This window comes from Promicromonospora sp. Populi, from assembly GCF_041081105.1.
Lineage (GTDB): Bacteria > Actinomycetota > Actinomycetes > Actinomycetales > Cellulomonadaceae > Promicromonospora.
In genome coordinates this window covers 998,995-1,016,022 of the sequence record NZ_CP163528.1, presented here as the reverse complement: position 1 = coordinate 1,016,022, position 17,028 = coordinate 998,995, and the positions used below count along the sequence as shown (strand labels likewise).

General features: G+C 72.5%; 16 protein-coding genes. 8 read left to right on the top strand and 8 right to left on the bottom strand.

The window, feature by feature from the left end; genetic code table 11:
- Positions 1-22: 22 nt before the first annotated feature.
- Genes AB1046_RS04585 through AB1046_RS04555 form a run of 7 tightly spaced genes read right to left on the bottom strand, consistent with a single transcriptional unit; the run spans position 23 to position 6,122 of the window.
- Entirely contained in the window at positions 23-535 is a 513-nt protein-coding gene (locus tag AB1046_RS04585; RefSeq protein WP_369372792.1) for a Dps family protein, read from the bottom strand.
- 52 nt (positions 536-587) lie between these two features.
- Positions 588-1,196 carry a hypothetical protein gene (locus AB1046_RS04580; RefSeq protein ID WP_369372790.1) on the bottom strand — a complete coding sequence of 203 codons (609 nt, stop codon included), beginning with the start codon at positions 1,194-1,196 and terminating at the stop codon, positions 588-590.
- Positions 1,193-2,563 (bottom strand): DUF58 domain-containing protein, encoded by a 1,371-nt coding sequence (locus AB1046_RS04575; RefSeq protein WP_369372788.1) that lies wholly within the window; start codon positions 2,561-2,563, stop codon positions 1,193-1,195. Before AB1046_RS04575 ends, AB1046_RS04580 begins: the two co-directional genes overlap by 4 nt.
- Positions 2,560-3,612: an AAA family ATPase gene (locus AB1046_RS04570; RefSeq protein WP_369372786.1), complete on the bottom strand. Its 1,053-nt coding sequence runs from the start codon at positions 3,610-3,612 to the stop codon at positions 2,560-2,562. The genes AB1046_RS04575 and AB1046_RS04570 overlap by 4 nt, the downstream gene beginning before the upstream one ends.
- Positions 3,605-4,150, bottom strand: coding sequence for a hypothetical protein (locus tag AB1046_RS04565; RefSeq protein ID WP_369372784.1), 546 nt, complete (start codon positions 4,148-4,150; stop codon positions 3,605-3,607). The genes AB1046_RS04570 and AB1046_RS04565 overlap by 8 nt, the downstream gene beginning before the upstream one ends.
- Positions 4,147-4,908 carry a DUF4129 domain-containing protein gene (locus AB1046_RS04560; RefSeq protein ID WP_369372782.1) on the bottom strand — a complete coding sequence of 254 codons (762 nt, stop codon included), beginning with the start codon at positions 4,906-4,908 and terminating at the stop codon, positions 4,147-4,149. The genes AB1046_RS04565 and AB1046_RS04560 overlap by 4 nt, the downstream gene beginning before the upstream one ends.
- Entirely contained in the window at positions 4,905-6,122 is a 1,218-nt protein-coding gene (locus AB1046_RS04555) for a DUF3866 family protein (protein WP_369372780.1), read from the bottom strand. The genes AB1046_RS04560 and AB1046_RS04555 overlap by 4 nt, the downstream gene beginning before the upstream one ends.
- A 34-nt stretch (positions 6,123-6,156) precedes the next feature.
- On the opposite strand from AB1046_RS04555, the gene AB1046_RS04550 reads away from it, so the two are divergent.
- The 8 genes from AB1046_RS04550 to lnt all read left to right on the top strand — a co-directional run bounded on the left by AB1046_RS04550 (position 6,157) and on the right by lnt (position 16,365).
- A complete protein-coding gene (locus AB1046_RS04550; protein ID WP_369372778.1) occupies positions 6,157-7,227 on the top strand; it encodes a helix-turn-helix transcriptional regulator in 1,071 nt (356 codons plus the stop codon).
- The gene (locus AB1046_RS04545; RefSeq protein ID WP_369372776.1) at positions 7,220-8,251 is read left to right on the top strand and encodes a helix-turn-helix transcriptional regulator; all 1,032 of its coding nucleotides are present in this window, start codon (positions 7,220-7,222) and stop codon (positions 8,249-8,251) included. Before AB1046_RS04550 ends, AB1046_RS04545 begins: the two co-directional genes overlap by 8 nt.
- An 11-nt stretch (positions 8,252-8,262) precedes the next feature.
- Complete coding sequence (locus tag AB1046_RS04540) at positions 8,263-8,592, top strand: hypothetical protein (RefSeq protein WP_369372774.1); 330 nt, start codon at positions 8,263-8,265, stop codon at positions 8,590-8,592.
- A 127-nt stretch (positions 8,593-8,719) separates the two neighbouring features.
- On the top strand, positions 8,720-9,016 hold the full coding sequence (tatA, locus tag AB1046_RS04535) for a Sec-independent protein translocase subunit TatA (RefSeq protein WP_369372772.1): 297 nt from the start codon (positions 8,720-8,722) through the stop codon (positions 9,014-9,016).
- 37 nt (positions 9,017-9,053) lie between these two features.
- On the top strand, positions 9,054-9,797 hold the full coding sequence (gene tatC, locus AB1046_RS04530; protein ID WP_369372770.1) for a twin-arginine translocase subunit TatC: 744 nt from the start codon (positions 9,054-9,056) through the stop codon (positions 9,795-9,797).
- Between the two features lie 78 nt (positions 9,798-9,875).
- The gene (locus AB1046_RS04525; protein ID WP_369372768.1) at positions 9,876-12,839 is read left to right on the top strand and encodes a DEAD/DEAH box helicase; all 2,964 of its coding nucleotides are present in this window, start codon (positions 9,876-9,878) and stop codon (positions 12,837-12,839) included.
- A 25-nt stretch (positions 12,840-12,864) separates the two neighbouring features.
- Positions 12,865-14,646: an amidohydrolase gene (locus tag AB1046_RS04520; protein WP_369372766.1), complete on the top strand. Its 1,782-nt coding sequence runs from the start codon at positions 12,865-12,867 to the stop codon at positions 14,644-14,646.
- Between the two features lie 45 nt (positions 14,647-14,691).
- Positions 14,692-16,365 (top strand): apolipoprotein N-acyltransferase, encoded by a 1,674-nt coding sequence (gene lnt / locus AB1046_RS04515; protein ID WP_369372764.1) that lies wholly within the window; start codon positions 14,692-14,694, stop codon positions 16,363-16,365.
- 68 nt (positions 16,366-16,433) lie between these two features.
- Here lnt and AB1046_RS04510 read toward each other — a convergent pair whose 3' ends face one another.
- Positions 16,434-16,778 (bottom strand): RNA polymerase-binding protein RbpA, encoded by a 345-nt coding sequence (locus tag AB1046_RS04510; protein WP_026365682.1) that lies wholly within the window; start codon positions 16,776-16,778, stop codon positions 16,434-16,436.
- Between the last annotated feature and the right edge of the window lie 250 nt (positions 16,779-17,028).

The following is a 17,028-nucleotide window of genomic DNA, read 5'->3' as shown; positions in this document are numbered from 1 at the left end:
CGGCACAGTAACGTGTCGGGCCTTAGGACTCGGGGATGGCCCCCGACGTCGACTCCAGGTGGGCACGCACGAACCACTGGAACTGCTCAAGGTCGTGCAGGTGCCCGATGAGCAGGTCGTCCGTGACGTCGTCGAGCTCGGCGGTGTCGGTGGCGGCCTTGCGGTGGAAGGTGATCACCGAGTCGCAGACACCGTCGAGCGCAGCCAGGTGCTCGGTCGTCGTGGCGCGACCCAGCTTGTAGTCCTCCCAGGTGCGGGCAGCGACCAGGGCGCCGGGCGTGCCGATGGGGACACTGCCCAGCGTCGCGATGCGCTCGGCGATCTCGTCGACCATGGCGCGCACGGCCTCGACCTGCGGGTCGATCATCTCGTGGACGCCGATGAAGTGCGGTCCCACCACGTTCCAGTGCACGTGCTTGAGCGTGAGATGCAGGTCGTTCAGCGCGTGCAGTCGTTGCTGCAGGATCTCGGCGACCTGCGCCCCCTGCTCGGGCGTGAGGGACGGGACGGTGTAGCGGGGCAGCTTCGGGGACATGACAGGGTCCTCCTCTTCCGGCCGTCGTATCGGCCGCGTGAATCGGGGTGAGTCAGGTCCCTCCATCGTCACGCGGGTGGCCACCAGTCGCCAGCGCGACGAGCGCGATCCCCAGAACGGCGAGCGCGGCGAGCAGGACTGCGCCCGGGACGGTCACCCCGGAGACGAGCAGCGCGAGCGCGCCGAGGAGCCCGGTGCCGCCCAGGACGACGGCGTCGCGGTGCCAGCCGACCAGGAGCGCGGCGATCTCGACGCGCCCGCCGACCGGGACGTGCGCCGCCCACCACGTGACACGGGCGACGAGGTAGGCCAGGAGGGCGACGACGAGGGACCACTGGTCGAACGGTTCGCTGGTGAAGCCCCACAGGAGCACGGCGGAGACCACGGTGACGCCGCCCGCCGTCGCGGGGGTGGGGCGGGCCACGAGCAGCCCGGTGCTCAGGATGATGACGATCCAGACGACGCCGGCCGGGAGCCCTGGCGTGCGGGCGGCCGCGGTGAGGACCAGCAGCGGCGCGAGGACGAGGAGGGCGGCGCGCAGCACCCAGCCCCGCAGGGTGGGGCCGGCCTCGACGGTCACCTCGGGCAGGGGCCGGGCGGCGGGATCGGACAGGCGGAGCTGGAACCGGCGGATCCACTCGGCCACGGTGTAGGGGATCATCGGACGTGCCGCTGGGCCGCACGGGCCAGGGCCTCGAACCGGACGGCGGCCCGGTCTCGTTCGGAGCCGGCCCACCGCACCACGGGCACCCCCTCGTCGGCGAGCGCGGCGAGCCGGACCTCGCGTTCGAGCCGGGCGATGCGCCACGCGATCCACAGGTGGTTCTCGATGACGGGGTGCAGGTCGGGCAGGGTGTCGATCACCACTACGGGGTGGCCCTTGGTGCGCCAGGTGCGGACGAGGTGCAGCGGCTCGTCGTCGAGCACCGTGGTGAACAGGTAGACGACGGCGTCGGCCGGGACCTGGGGCGGGCGCACCCGGTGCACGGAGGCGCGCTCCTTGGGGTGGGCCAGGGCGAGGCCGTGCACAACGCGGCGCAGGTGCCGTCGTCCGGCCGCGGGCGGCAGGGGGCGACGTCGGCGGGCGAGGTCCTCCAGGCCGACCCGGTCGCCGGCGTCGACGAGCGCCTGGGCCACCGAGGCGGCGGCGTGCCGGGCCAGGTCGAGCGACGTCGGCTCGTCGACGCGGATGGTGCCGTAGCCGCGCCAGGTCCGGATGTCGGGTCCGACCTCGTCCCGGGAGTCGACGACGAGCACGGCCGTCGCCTCGGCGGTGGCGTAGGTGCGGCGCACGTAGAGGGTGTCGAGCTCGGGGGAGCGGCGCGCCGTCGTGCGCCAGTCGATCCGGCGCAGCCGGTCGCCCGGCGCGAACTGGTGGATGTCGCGCAGCTCGGCGCCGTCGCCCAGGCGGCGCGAGGAGTGCGGGCCGTTCAGGCCGCGCAGACGCCGCGGCAGGGGCAGGCGGCCGAGCGGGGCGGCTCCTGGCAGGACGAGGCGGCGGGCGCCGCGGATCTCGTCGGCTTCGCGCTCCCAGACGGCGTGCCGGGTGCCACGCAGGTCGATGGCGAACGTCTCCTGGGGCCCGGTGCGCACCGACGACAGGCGCAGTGCGATCCGGCGCTCGTCGGTGTCAGCGTCGGCGCCCGGGCGCGCCGCGAGCGCGAGGTGGGTGCTGCGGTGGCCGGTGGCGTTGATGCGGAGGTGGAAGACGTCGGCGGTGGTGTGGGGCGCGGTGAGGTGGAGGGCGGCGGTGAGCTCGCCGGCGGTGGTGGGGCCGTCTGGTTCGTGGAGGTTTCCGCGTGGGGGTGCGGTGGGTCGGGTGGTGTGGGCCCAGGTTGCGGCGAGGAGGCCGGGGATGCCGATGAGGGCGATGTCGGCGCGTCCGGCTAGGACGCTGAGGGTGAGCAGGAGGATGCCGACGACGACGGCGCTGGTGTGTGCGGAGGTGAGGCGCCAGCCGCGGTGGTTGTCGGCTGGTTTGCCCTGGGAGGTTCGTCCGCGGGCGACGATGATGCCGCCGATGGTCATCGGGTGCGGACCGTGGTGGGGGTGGGCACGGTGTGCAGGAGGTCGGCGACGATGGTCTCGGGGCGGGTGGCGGAGGCCCAGGCGGTGGGGGTCAGGGTGATGCGGTGGGCGAGGACGGGTACGGCGATGCGCTTGACGTCCTCGGGCAGTACGTAGTCGCGTCCGTCGAGGACGGCGATGGCGCGGGCCAAGAGCACGAGGTTCTGGGAGCCGCGGGGGGAGGCGCCGACCTCGAGGGCGCGGTGGCCGCGGGTGGCGGCGGTGAGGTCGACGCAGTAGCGGACGACGTCGGGGTCGACAGCGACGGCTTCGGTGCCGGCTTGCATGGCGCGGACGGTGGCGGGGTCGACGACCTGGCGGACGGTCGCGGCCTCGTGCCTGCGGGCGAGCCGGCGGCTCAGCACTTCGGCTTCTTGGGCCTGGTCGGGGTAGCCGACGGCGAGGCGGACCATGAAGCGGTCGAGCTGGGCCTCGGGCAGGGGGTAGGTGCCTTCGTACTCGACGGGGTTGGACGTGGCCAGGACGTGGAAGGGGTTGGGCAGGGGGCGGCTGGTGCCCTCGATGGAGACCTGTCGTTCGGCCATGGCTTCCAGGAGTGCGGACTGGGTCTTGGGGGCGGTGCGGTTGATCTCGTCGGCGAGGAAGAGGCCGGTGAAGACGGGTCCGGGCCGGAACTCGAAGGTGCGGGTCGCGGGGTCGAACACGGAGGATCCGGTGATGTCGGCGGGGAGCAGGTCGGGGGTGCACTGCAGGCGGGCGAAGTCGAGGCCGAGGGCGGTGGCCAGGGAGCGGGCGGCGAGGGTCTTGCCGAGGCCGGGGACGTCCTCGAAGAGCACGTGCCCGCCCGCGAGGATGGTCGCCAGGGCGGTCCGGAGGGCGTCGTGCATGCCGACGACGGCGGTGCCGACCTCGGTGAGGACCTGCTCGCCGAGCGCTGCGACGTCGCGGACGGCGAGGGGGTGCGGCTGGGGCGCGGCTGGGGTGCCGGCGGACTGGGGTGCCGGCGTCCGGGGAGTGGTGCTCGGGCGGGCGCTGCTGAGGTCAGGCACGGTTCTCCTCGGTGGGGGGCGCGGTCGGGGGCGCGGCGGTGTGTGCTGCGGTGTGTGCTGTGGTGGGCGCCGTGTCGAGGCGTTCGATCGCGTCGAGCCAGGTCTGCACGGTGCGTGCCGTGGGCGGCAGCGTGGACGAGAGCTGGCGCAGCACACGGACGCCGAGCAGGCGTTCGATCTCGGGGCGGGCGGCCGGGTCGGCGGGGTCCACCCCGTGCGCGCGCAGCCGGGTGGCGGCGAGCGCCCGGATCCGGAGCACCACCCGGTCGGTGACCCGGCCGTCGCGGCCGAACACGGACCAGCCGAGGTCGGACACGTCGTGTCGCCCGCCCGCACGGGCTGTGACGTCGAGGTGGGTCCACTCGGGGTCGGCGGTCTCGTCGTCGGTCGCGGACCAGACGACGGCCAGCGCGCAGGCCAGGGCGACAGCGGCTGTGGCGTGCCCCGGGTCGATGACGTTCCAGAGCACGAGCCCTCCGGCGGTGAGACCGACCAGGACGGTGACGATGACGACGCGCCGCCAGTTCCAGGACCTCATGGGGTGCCCTCGACTTGGTTGCCCTCGACTGCGGCCTTGACTGGAGCCCTGACTGGAGCCCTGACTGGGGCCTTGACGTCCAGGCTGCGCGCGATGTCCGCGAGCGCCTCGCGGGCCTGGTTGACGGCTGGTGCGTCGATGGGGCGGTCGGTGAAGCGGGCGCGCTGGTAGAGGGTGCGTAGGTGGGTTACGGCGGTGGGTGGTGCGGGGGTGGCGGCCAGGACGGTGCCGGCGAATTCGGTGGGGGTCTGGGCGGGGTTGCGGTGGGTGCCGGCGCGGGCGGCGGCTTCTTCGAGGGCTACCCAGGCGGCGACGACGGCGTCGCGGGGGCGGGCGTGTCCGTCGAGGTGGGCGAGGGCGCGGGTGACGGCGTCCTGGAGCTCGGGCAGGTTGACGGCTTCGTCGTCGGCGCCTGCTGCGGTGCCGCCGGTGAGGTTGTCGTGGCGGGCTGCCATGCGGCGGCTGCGTGCTGCGAGGAGCTCGCGGATGACGAGGATGATCAGGGCGGTGGCGAGGATTGTGATGATCGCGGTGATGATGGGGACGAGCCAGCTGAGGTCTGGTGGGGGTGGGTTTTCTTGGGTGGCGGCTTGGCTGGGGCTGCCGGAGGGGCTGGGCTGGGTCTCGGGGGTGGGCATGGTGAGCTCGGGGGTGGTCAGCTCGGGTGGGTTGAGGCGCCAGGGGGTGGCGGTGGCGGCGCCGAGAACGACGAGCGTGATGAGCAGGCAGACGAGGGTCAGGCGGGTGGTCGCCTTCATGCGGGCTGCGCGGTGTCGGAGCTGCTCTGGGTGAGGTGGTGGGCGTGGATTCCGGCGACGGCGGCTGCGACGAAGGATGCGGGGTCGCCGTCGAGGTTGCGGCCCATGGTGCGTAGCCCGGCGGGGGAGGTGCGCAGGGTCTCGACGAGGGTGGCGTCGGCGGGGATGTCGACGAGGGTGTGCCGGCCGGGGTTGGTGAGCGTCAGGGCCTGTTCGCGGACGCGTCGGGTGAGTGGTGCGCCCCAGTTGGGCAGGGTCTCGACGTCGGCGGTGGGGACCGGGACGGGGATGTCGGCGGGTGCGAGGGCGACCCGGCCGTACGCGGTCAGTGAGTGGTGGGAGACGCCGAGGTGCCGGTCGCGGGGGTCCGCGCCGGACAGGCGCAGGGAGGCGACCGGGCGGCCGCCGAGGGTGGCGGCGGCGTTGATCGCCTCACCGGCGGCGACACCGGAGTAGCCCCAGCGGGTGCCGGTGCCGAGGTTGCCGGGTCCCTGGGCGACGATCGCGACGTCGCATCCGGTGACGTGCCGGGCGGCCAGGAGGCCGGTGTGCACGGTGACGGCTTCCAGGTCGCCGCCGTAGGCCTGGCCGACGGTGACGCAGGTGGTGAGCCAGTCGGCGTCGCGCAGGGCGGCGATGGTGCGGGAGAACGCGGCGGGCAGCGCACCGCCGTCGGTCATGATGTAGGCGACCTTCAGGCTGTCCGGGCCCGTGGCGGCGCGACCAGCGGCGTGCCGCAGCCCCGCGACGACCGCGGGCAGCGCGGAGTGCAGGTCCGCGACGACGACGGGCATACCGTCGAGGCTGTCGGCGTCGGCCAGGGTCGCGTGGTGCGGGGACTCCTGCTCGTCGACGCCCAGCACCATCGTCTGCAGGGGGGTGTACCGGGCCTTGACGAGGTGGCCGGGACCCTGGGCAGGGTCCGGGGGCAGGTCGGTCGCTCCGGATGCGGGCCCGACGACGAGCGCGTACCCGCCGGTGCCGAGCCCGCGGGCGAGCGCGGAGACGTTGAGCAGCAGGGCGTCACCCGGGGCGGGCTCGCCTACGAGGTCGGTGTACGCCAGGGCACGGACGGTCACGGAACCGATCCCACCGCTGACCCCGATGTCGGCGGTACGCCCTGGCAGGGGCTGGTTGAGCGTCACCTCGAGCTCGCGGGCACCCCGCCACGACCTGCCTGTGGAAATCACGGTCCCGATCCGCCACGTCATCACACGATGGAGGCTACCCAACGATAGCGTTGCCCTGATGCCCATCGACCTGCCCGCCCCGCTGTCCGTCCAGCCGACCAGCCCGCTCCCCGGCCTGAACCCGGCCGAGCGGCTGCTGAACCTTGTCATCGCGCTGGTGAACACGAACGCGGCCATGACCAAGCAGCAGGTGCGTACGGCCGTGGCCGGGTATGCCGACGCGCCCAGCGCCGAGGCGTTCGAGCGGATGTTCGAGCGGGACAAGGACATGCTGCGCGCTCTCGGCATCCCTGTGGTGACGGTCGGCTCCGGTGGGCACACCGACGAGCTCGGGTACCGGATCGACCAGGACGCTTACGCCCTGCCGTCGATCGACCTCACTCCCGCGGAGCTCGGTGTGCTGTCCCTGGCGGCCCAGTTCTGGCAGGACAAGACGCTGCAGACCGATATCAACCGGGCCATGGTGAAGCTGCGCGCCGCGGGTGCGGGGGACCCCTCGGCGGACGCGCTGGCCGGCCTCGCGCCGTCCGTCCGCGCCGTGGGTGACGCCTACGGGCCCCTGATGGAGGCGATCGAAGCGCGCCGCGTGGTCACGTTCAGCTACCGCGCCGCGTACAACGGGGCGGTCCTGACCCGGCACGTCGAGCCCTGGCGCATCGCGGCCCGTGACGGCGGCTGGTACCTCATGTGCTTCGACCGCGACCGGCAGGCACCGCGCGTGTTCCGCATGTCGCGCATCGAGTCCCGTGTGCGGATCACCGGCCCTACCGACGCTTATCAGATCCCCGACTTCGAGACCGACGCCATGCTCGGCAAGGGACCGCACGGCGAGGTCAAGCAAGCGGTGCTCGCGGTGCGCCCCGAACGCGCCGGAGCGCTGCGCGCCCGCGCCAAGGCAGTGCCCGACGGCGAGCGCGGCACCTACATCGAGCACCTCACCGAGGCGGGAACCGACCCCGCGGGCTGGGACATCCTGCAGGTGCCCTACCGGTCCCGGTCCGGCATGGCGTCCGAGGCCGCCGGGTACGGGGCGGCCGTCGTCGTCCTGGAACCAGAACCGGTCCGCGAGGAGACCGTGCGCCGGCTCACCGCCGCCGCGGCGCTCGGCTCGGAGATCCACCGTGGCTGAGCGGGCCGACGACCGGCTGCTGCGCCTGCTCGGCATCGTCGCCTACCTCGACGGCGCCGGGCCCGTCCCGGTGGAGGACCTCGCCAAGCGGTTCGGCACCACCCCCGCGCAGATCCAGAAGGACGTCGACGCCCTGTGGGTCTCCGGCACCCCCGGATACTGGCCCGACGACCTCATCGACTTCGACGCCGCATCCATCGACCGCGGCGTTGTGCACCTGACCGAGGCCCGCGGCATGACCCGGCCCCTACGCCTCGGCACCCGCGAGGCGATCGCCCTGGTCGCGGCCCTGCGCGCCATGAAGGCCACCAGCGCCGTCCAGGCCGACGGCGCCCGCTCCGCCGTCGTCGAGTCCGCCCTGCGCAAGCTCACCGACGCCACGGGCGAGGCCGCGAGCGCCGTCGACGTGCGGCTCGCACCAGGTGGGGACCGGCAGGTCGTAGCGGCGATCTCGTCGGCGCTCACGGCGCGGCACCGGTTGCGGATCCGGTACGTGACGTCGTCGGACGTCGTCAGCGAGCGGGAGGTGGACCCGGTGCGGCTGCACACGCAGGACGAGTTCGCCTACCTCGCCGCGTGGTGCTACCGGGCCGATGCGCCGCGTACGTTTCGGGTGGACCGCATCCTGGAGGCGACCGAGACGGACATCCCGGTGCAGGCGCACCCGGGGGTGGGGGAGCCGTCGGCGGAGATCGACTTCGCGGCGCTGTTCGCGGGTGGTTCCTCGCCGCTGGCGACCATCCGGTTCGCGCCGCGGGCGCGGTGGTTCGCCGAGGAGGTGCCGGTCGAGTCGGTGCGCAACCTGCCCGACGGCGACTTCGAGGTCACGCTGCGGGTCACCAACCCGGGCTGGTTGCGCAGCACGCTGATCCAGCTCGCACCGTACGTGCGGTCGGTCCTGCCCCGGGCCCTGGCCGACGACGTGGCGGGCGCCGCCAAGGATGCGCTGGCGGCATACGGTGTCAGCACTGGTGTCAGCACTGGTGGTAGCCCGGCCGCAGCCACATCCGGCGATCCGGACTAGGCTTGGTGACCATGTGGTTCTGGGTGTGGACCCTGCTGATCGTGGGCAGCCTCGTCGGCGCGTTCTTTCTGGCCCGTTCTCTGTGGCGCTCCGCGAAGGGGCTGCTGCAGGAGCTGGGCGAGAGCTCCCGCCGGTTCGCCGAGTCGAGCGAGCGGCTGCAGGAGCTCTCCGACCAGGCGCGCGAGGCGGCGACGCAGCACGCCGGGCCGAGCCTGTTCGACGACGTGACCATCCACTACGAGCGCGTCAACGCGCAGCGCGCGGCCCGTGCGGGGCGCAGGGACGCGCGCCGGGCGCGGAACGTGGCCACGTGGCAGAAGTGGAAGCACTTCAACGACTGACAAGCGACTGACCAGCGACTGACAGAGCCCGTCCATCAGGGGGCTACCTTTTTGCCCCCCGCGTCCGCGTAGGATCGGTCATATCCGCTACCTCGCGTAACAGCACCGCATCGTAAAAGGAGTCACCATGGGCACACTGCAGCCGTGGCACTGGATCGTCCTGCTCGTCGTCGTCCTGCTGCTCTTCGGGTCCAGCCGACTGCCGGGGCTGGCCAAGAGCGTGGGCCAGTCGATGAAGATCTTCAAGAAGGAGGTCAAGGAGCTGCGTGACGACAAGTCCGACGACGCTGACGGCAACGCTGCCGACAACGCACCGGGCGCGTCGACCCGCTCCACGACTGGATCGGCGACGGGCGCGACGACGAGCTCCGACTCGGTACCGGGCTTGATCTCCAACAGGGACCGCGACATCCCCAAGGCCTGAACCGGTGGCACGTACCAGTCGGCCGTCCGACGGCCGCATGCCTCTGCTCGAGCATCTCCTCGAGCTGCGCAAGAGATTCGTCCTGATAGCGGTCGGCCTCGTGGTCGGCGCCGTCGTCGGATGGCTGCTCTACGACCCGCTGCTGGTCCTGCTCCAGCGACCGCTGGTGGTCGCCGAGGAGTTGCGGGGCAACGAGATGACCCTGAACTTCGCCGGGCCGATGGCGGCACTGGACCTGAAGATCAAGTCGTCCCTGTTCCTCGCGGTGTTCATCACCTGCCCCTGGTGGCTGTACCAGGTGTGGGCGTTCATCACGCCGGGCCTGAACAGACACGAGAAGAAGTACGCGTACGGGTTCGTCGGCGCAGCGTTCCCGCTGTTCCTCGGCGGGGCCTACATGGCGTGGCTCGTGTTCCCGCACGCGATCCAGCTCCTGTCCGGGTTCCTGCCGGACAACGCGACAGCGTTCACCAACGCCCAGGAGTACCTGTCCCTGGTGATGCGACTGCTCATCGCGTTCGGGCTCGCGTTCCTGTCCCCGGTGGTGCTGGTGGGCCTCAACTTCGCGGGCCTGATGTCGGGCAAAGCACTCCTGGGCGGGTGGCGGTGGGCCATCCTCGTCGCGTTCACGTTCGCCGCGATCATCACGCCCACGCCGGACGCCCTGACGATGATCCTCGTCGCGCTGCCGATCTGCGTGCTCTACTTCGGCGCCGTCGGTGTGTCGGTGCTGCACGACAGGAGCGTCGAGCGCCGGCTCCTCGCGGACGCGGAGGTCTGACAGGGCCCACGCGATAGCCGGCTGTCACATTCCGGTTGTCGCGCGGGCCTGTCACACACTGACCGTAGGCTGTGCCCCATGAGCGACCTGAGCCCCGCCGAGCGGTACACGGCATACCGGTCACAGAGCCGTTCAGCGGCCCAGCACCCCGAGCTGGCCCGCTTCCGGGACGTCGTCGGGTTCCAGCTCGACGAGTTCCAGGTGCAGGCCTGCGAGGCCCTCGAACAGGGCCGCGCCGTGCTCGTGGCGGCCCCTACCGGGGCAGGCAAGACCGTGGTGGGCGAGTTCGCCGTCCACCTGGCCCTCGCGTCCGGCCGCAAGGCGTTCTACACGACGCCGATCAAGGCCCTGTCCAACCAGAAGTACGCCGACCTCGTACGCCGGCACGGGCCTGAGAACGTCGGCCTGCTCACGGGCGACTCCACGATCAACGGCGACGCACCAGTGGTGGTCATGACCACCGAGGTGCTGCGCAACATGCTCTACGCCGGGTCGTCCACCCTGGACGGGCTCGCCTACGTGGTCATGGACGAGGTGCACTACCTCGCCGACCGCTTCCGCGGCCCCGTCTGGGAAGAGGTCATCATCCACCTCTCCGACGACGTGCAGCTCGTCTCCCTGAGCGCGACGGTGTCCAACGCCGAGGAGTTCGGCGACTGGCTCGAGATGGTGCGCGGCGACACCGCCGTCGTCGTCTCCGAACGCCGGCCCGTACCCCTGTGGCAGCACGTCCTCATGTCCTCCCCGGAGCCGCGCGGCAAGCCCCGCCTCCTGGACCTGTACGACGGGCACGTCGACCCGACCGACCCCGGCACCAGCCCGCCCATCAACCCCGACCTGTCCGCCGCGTTCCGGTCCGGACGAGGCGGCAACCGCCCCGGCGACCACGGCGGCCCCGGCCACCGGGGCCGCGGCGGCGCCCGCGGACGCGGACGAGGCGACCGCGGGTACCGCGGCGGAAACGGCCGCCGCACCAGCGACGGCCCCGGCGGGGGCGGTGGCATCGGGCCGAGCCGACGCACCCCGCCGCGATTCATCGTCATCGACGCCCTCAACGCGGACGCCCTGCTGCCCGCGATCTACTTCGTGTTCTCCCGCGCGGGCTGCGAAGCCGCCGTCGACCAGTGCCTCAAGGCCGGGCTGCGCCTGACCAGCCCGCAGGAGGAAGCCACGATCCGCGCCATCGTCGAGGCACGCACCACCGCGCTGCCGCCCGAGGACCTCGAAGTGCTCGGCTACTGGGCCTGGTCACAGGCCCTGGCCCGAGGCATCGCCGCCCACCACGCCGGCATGCTGCCCGTGTTCAAGGAGACCGTCGAGGAGCTGTTCTCGCGCGGCCTGGTCAAGGTCGTGTTCGCCACCGAGACCCTCGCGCTCGGCATCAACATGCCCGCCCGGTCCGTGGTCCTGGACAAGCTCGTCAAGTGGGACGGCTCCAGCCACGTCCCGGTCACGCCCGGGGAGTACACCCAGCTCACCGGCCGCGCCGGGCGCCGCGGCATCGACGTCGAGGGCCACGCCGTCGTCGTCGACCACCCCGCCCTGGACCCGGTGGCGCTGGCCGGCCTCGCGTCCAAGCGCCTGTACCCGCTCAAGTCCAGCTTCCGGCCCACCTACAACATGGCCGTCAACCTCGTCGCCCAGGTCGGCCGCGACCGCGCCCGCGAGGTCCTGGAGACGTCGTTCGCGCAGTTCCAGGCCGACCGCGGCGTCGTCGGCCTCGCCAAGCAGGCCCAGGCACACGCCGAGGCCCTCGACGGGTACGCCAAGGCCATGAGCTGCACCGAAGGCGACTTCGGCGAGTACATGGACCTGCGCCGCGCCATCAAGGACCGCGAGAAAGAGCTCTCCCGCGCGGTGTCCGGCGCCCGCCGCGCCGAGGTCGTCGCCTCCCTGGAACAGCTGCGCCGCGGCGACGTCGTCGAGGTGCCGTCCGGGCGGCGGCGCGGGTACGTCCTCGTGCTCGACCCCGGCGAGCCCGGCGGCTTCGACGGACCCCGCCCCACGGTCCTGACCCAGGAACGCCAGGTCAAGAAGCTCACCCTCGCCGACGCGCCCGACGGGCTGGAGACCGTCACCACCGTCAAGATCCCCAAGGCGTTCAACCCCCGCAAGCCCGACGCACGCCGCGACCTCGTCTCCAGCATGCGCAACGCCCTAGGCGTCCTGGCCGACGACGTCCCCTCGGCGCACTCCACGAGCAGCCCCGTGACCAGCGCCGCGAGCCGAGCCGCCCGCGGCGGCACCGCCCCCACTGGACGCCGCACGGACGCCGCCACCGACGCCGAGCTCGCCCGCCTGCGCAAGGCCCTCAAGGCACATCCCTGCCACGCCTGCGCCGAACGCGACGACCACGCCCGCTGGGCGGAGCGCTGGAACAAGCTCAAGCGCGAGCACGACCAGCTCGTCCGCCGCGTCGAAGGACGCACCGGCTCCATCGCCCGCACCTTCGACCGCACCCTCGACGTGCTGCTGACCCTCGGCTACCTCCAGCGCACCTCAGACCAACGCACCGCTGACCAACGCATCCGCGTCACCGACGACGGCCGCTGGCTGCGCCGCCTCTACGCCGAGAACGACCTCCTGCTGGCCGAGTGCCTGCGCCGCGGCGTGTGGGACGGGCTCGACCCGGCGGGGCTGGCCGCCGTCGTCTCCACCGTCGTCTACCAGGGGCGGCGCGACGACGCCCCCGACCCGTACATCCCCGGCGGCCCGACCGGGCGCCTCGGAGTCGTCCTGGACGCCACGCAGCGCGTGTGGTCCGAGGTCGACGACCTCGAGGAAGCGCACGGCATCGAGGCCACCGGGGCGCTCGACCTGGGCCTGGTCGGCGCGATGTACCGGTGGGCGTCCGGCAAGGGCCTGGACAGCGTGCTGCGCGGCTCTGACCTGGCCGCGGGTGACTTCGTGCGGTGGTGCAAGCAGGTCATCGACGTCCTGGACCAGCTCGGCGGCGCCGCGCCGTCCGAGAAGCTGCGCTCGACCGCCCGCAAGGCGCAGGACGCGGTCCTGCGCGGAGTCGTGGCGTACTCCAGCCTCTGACGCTCGGATCACATACAGTTCCCCCGTGAGCCAGCCTGTCCGATCCATCCTGTACCGCAACGGGGTCATCCACTCCGCCGCCGACCCCTTCGCCGAGGCGATCCTCGTCGACGACGGCGTGGTGGCCTGGCTCGGTGCCGACGACACCGCCGCGGGGCTCGCCGCACGCGCCGACCGCGTGATCGACCTGGACGGTGCGCTGGTCACCCCCGGGTTCGTCGACGCGCACGCCCACGTGCTGGAGTCCGGCCTGTCGAACGACTCCGTGGACCTCACACCCGCCGGCGGTGTGCACTCCCTCGCCGACGCACTGGCCGCCCTGCACACCGGCGCCCGCCGCCTGGCCGCCGCCGACGCGCAAGGCGACCAGGTGCTGCTCGCCTTCGGCTGGGACGAGCAGGCCTGGCCCGAGCAGCGCGCCTTCACCCGCCAGGAGCTCGACGACGCCTGCGGCGGCCGCCCCGTCTACGCGGCCCGGATCGACGTGCACTCCGCGGTGATCTCCACCGCGCTGGCCGTCCGCGCCGGCATCGAGCGCGACCCCGCCTGGACCGGCACCCGCCTGTCCGGGTCCGGCTGGTCCGACGCACCGGCCGACACGGGCCTGGTCACGGCCGGCCTGCACCACATCGTGCGCGACGTCGCCCACGCACTCTCACCCGAACGCCGCACCCGGATCTACCGCGAGACGCTGGCCGCCTGGGCCGCCCGCGGCATCGTGTCCGTGCACGAGATGAACGGTCAGCACCTCGACACCCGCGCCGGCCTCGCCGAGCTGTACGCGATGACCGCAGGCCCCCTGACGCCCGAGGCCGGGTCCGACCCGGGCGCACCCGCCCTGCCGCACCTCGTCGCCTACCGCGGGGAACTGTGCCAGACCCCCGACGAGGCGCGCGCCCTGCTCGCCGAGCTGCCATTCCTCACCGGGATCGGCGGCGACCTCAACGTCGACGGCTCGATCGGCTCCCGCACCGCCGCACTGCGCAGCCCTTACTCCGACCTGCCGCTCGACCCGTCCTCCGGGCACTTCACCGGCGCCCTGACCAACGCCGACGGCACCCCGTGGACCGGCAACCTCTACCTCTCGGCCGAGCAGATCGCCAACCACCTCACGGCAGTGCAGGAGGCCGGGACCCGGTCCGCGTTCCACGTCATCGGCGACCGGGCCATGGACACCCTGGTGCTCGGCCTCCACCTCGCGGCGCAGATGAGCGGGCAGAGCGCCCTGCGTGCCGCGCACCACCGCGTCGAGCACGGGCTCTTCGTGGACGCGAACACCCTGGCCGCGCTCCTGCTGCACGGCGTCGGCCTGTCGATGCAGCCCGCGTTCGAGTCGGCCTTCGGCGGGAGCAAGGGTGTGTACGCCACCCGGCTCGGCCCGAGCCGCGCCGGCTCCCTCATGCCCTTCGCCGACCTCGCGCAGGCCGGTGTGCCGCTCGCGTTCGGCTCCGACACGCCCGTCACCGCCGTCGACCCCTGGCAGGGCGTGCGCGCCGCCACCAGCCACGAAGACCCCGACCAGCGCATCTCCGCCGGCGCGGCCTTCCGCGCGCACACCCGCGGCGGCTGGCGCCTGGCCGGGCTCGACCACACCGGCGCCGGACAGCTCAGCGTCGGCGCGCCCGCACACCTCGCCGTCTGGCGGGCCGAGCACCTCGGCGTGCAGGCCGCACCCGGCAGGCTCAGCTCCTGGAGCGAGGAAGCCCGCGCGGGAACGCCCCTGCTGCCCGACCTCTCACCCGACGCCGTCGAGCCGGAATGCCTCCACACGATGCGCGACGGCGTCATCCTCCACGACACGTTCTAACCCCGCTGGCGCAGGGGGCCGACCAGGCGCCGGTAGGCTGCGAACGTGCGCCTGCCTGAGCCGTCCCGGCTGCTGACCCTGTTCCTCGCGGTAGCCGGTGGCCTCGTCCTCTGGGCCGCGTTCCCGGACGCCGCAGTGTGGCCCGCCGCGTTCGTCGCCGTCGCCGCCCTGTACTGGTCGCTCGGCCGGGACAACGCCTGGTGGAACTTCCTGATCGGCCTCCTGTTCGGCCTCGCGTTCTTCCTGCCCCACCTGTGGTGGGCACACGAGTCGACCGCCACCGCGCCGTGGATCGCGATGTCGGTCGTGGAGGCGCTGTTCCTGGCCGGGTTCGGTGCCCTGTGGACCTGGGTGCGGCGCACCCGGTTCCTGCGCCGCCGCGGCTGGCGGCTCGCCGCGGCGTTCGCCGTGCTGTTCGTAGCCGTGGAGCAGTGGCGCGCCGAGGTCCCGTTCGGCGGGTTCCCCTGGGGCCGCCTCGCGTGGACCATGGTCGACGCCCCGACCGGGCGCGCCGCCTGGCTCGGCGGCACCGTCCTGGTGAGCCTGCTGGTCGCCTTCGCGGGCGTGCTGCTCGCCCTGACCGTGGCCGGCCTGGTCCGGGCGGCACGGCACCGCACTCAGCAGGGCGACGGCGCCCCGCACGCGGTGGGCCGCGCCGCCGGCGCCCTCACGCTGGGCGTCGCGATCGCCGTCGTACCGCTCGTGCTGCCCCTGCCCACCTCCGCGAGCGCCGGGAGTGTCGAGACGCCGGAGGGTGGCGAGGTGTACGACGCCGGGAGTGACTTGGCCCAGGACGGCACGCTGTGGGCGGGTGCGGTGCAGGGCAATGTGGGGGAGCCGGGTCTGGGTGCGTTCGCGAACCGGGCGGAGGTGCTGAACAACCACCTGGAGGGTACGTACGTGCTGGCCGAGGACTATGCGGGTGAGCTCGACGTGGTGCTGTGGCCGGAGAACGGCAGCGATCTGGACCCGCAGACGGCGCCTGATGTTGCGCGGGGGCTGGATGCGGCGTCGACGGCGGTGGGGGCGCCGATCCTGGTGGGGGCGCAGGAGTTCCCGGGCAGTGGTGGGCGGTACAACGTGTCGCTGCTGTGGCAGGCGGGCAGTGGTGTGATCGGGCGGTATGCGAAGCAGCATCCGGCGCCGTTCGGTGAGTACATGCCGATGCGGTCGATCCTGCGGGTGTTCTCGGACCAGGTGGACCGGGTGCAGACGGACATGATCGCGGGGGTGAACCCGCCGTACGTGGATGTGCCGAGTCGGCTGGGTCAGGGGGACTACCGGTTGGGCACGATCATCTGTTTCGAGGTGGCGTACGACGAGATCATCCGGGACGCGGTCCTTGAGGGGGCGCAGGTGCTGGTGATCCCGACGAACAATGCGTCGTTCGGGTTCACGGCGGAGTCGACGCAGCAGCTGGCGATGTCGCGGATGCAGGCGATCACGACGGGGCGGGCGACGGTGCAGATCTCGACGGTGGGTGTTTCGGGGGTGATCACGCCGGACGGCACGGTGGTGCGGCAGACGGGCCTGTTCGAGGCCGACCAGTTCGTGACGCAGCTGCCGTTGCGGTCCTCGATCACGCCGGCTGTGGCGGCCGGGTACTGGCCGGGCTGGGTGGTCGGTGGGCTCGCCGTCGTCCTGGTGGTGGCGGGTGTCGTGGGCGGGGTCGGTGCCCGACGGCGGGCGCGGCTGGCCGGGATCCATGAGCAGATGTGAATCGACCGTCGGTCCTGGCCTTGTGGCCAGGACCGACGGTCGTTGTGGTGCTTGCTGCTGCTGAGCTGTCAGGCGGAGCGGCGCAGCTTGCCGGCGCGCAGCAGCTCGAGGCGCTCGTCGAGCAGGTCTTCGAGCTCCTTCACCGTGCGGCGCTCCAGCAGCATGTCCCAGTGGGTGCGCTGCGGCTTGGTCGCCTTGGGCTCCGGCTTCTCGGCGTCGCGCAGGAGCGCCTCCTCGCCGCAACGGCATTCCCAGATCGGGGGCACGTCGGCATCGGTGGCAAAGGGCAGGATGATGGTGTGGCCGTTGGGGCAGTCGTAGTAGGCCTGGAACCGAGGGGCGAAGTCCACGCCCTCGTCGGACTCCATGCTCTTACTACCGATGCTCATACCGCGCAGGGACCGGTCGGGCACGATGTCCTCCAGAGGGTTGTCGGGATTGGTGGCGGAAAAAGGTCCGTAGTGCCAACGCAGGGACCCTCTGTGATGTTCCAGCCCATGTACTGGCGTTCCAGATTCTGACGTTTCAGGTTCTGACGTTCCAGCGCATTTTCCGGCCGTCGGTTGTCCAGCCGTCTGATCAGGCTACGCGCCGGAGGTGCGCTCGCAAGCGCACTCCGGGCAAACTGGGCGCTGATGTGCGCGATCTCACGTGCGTAACGGC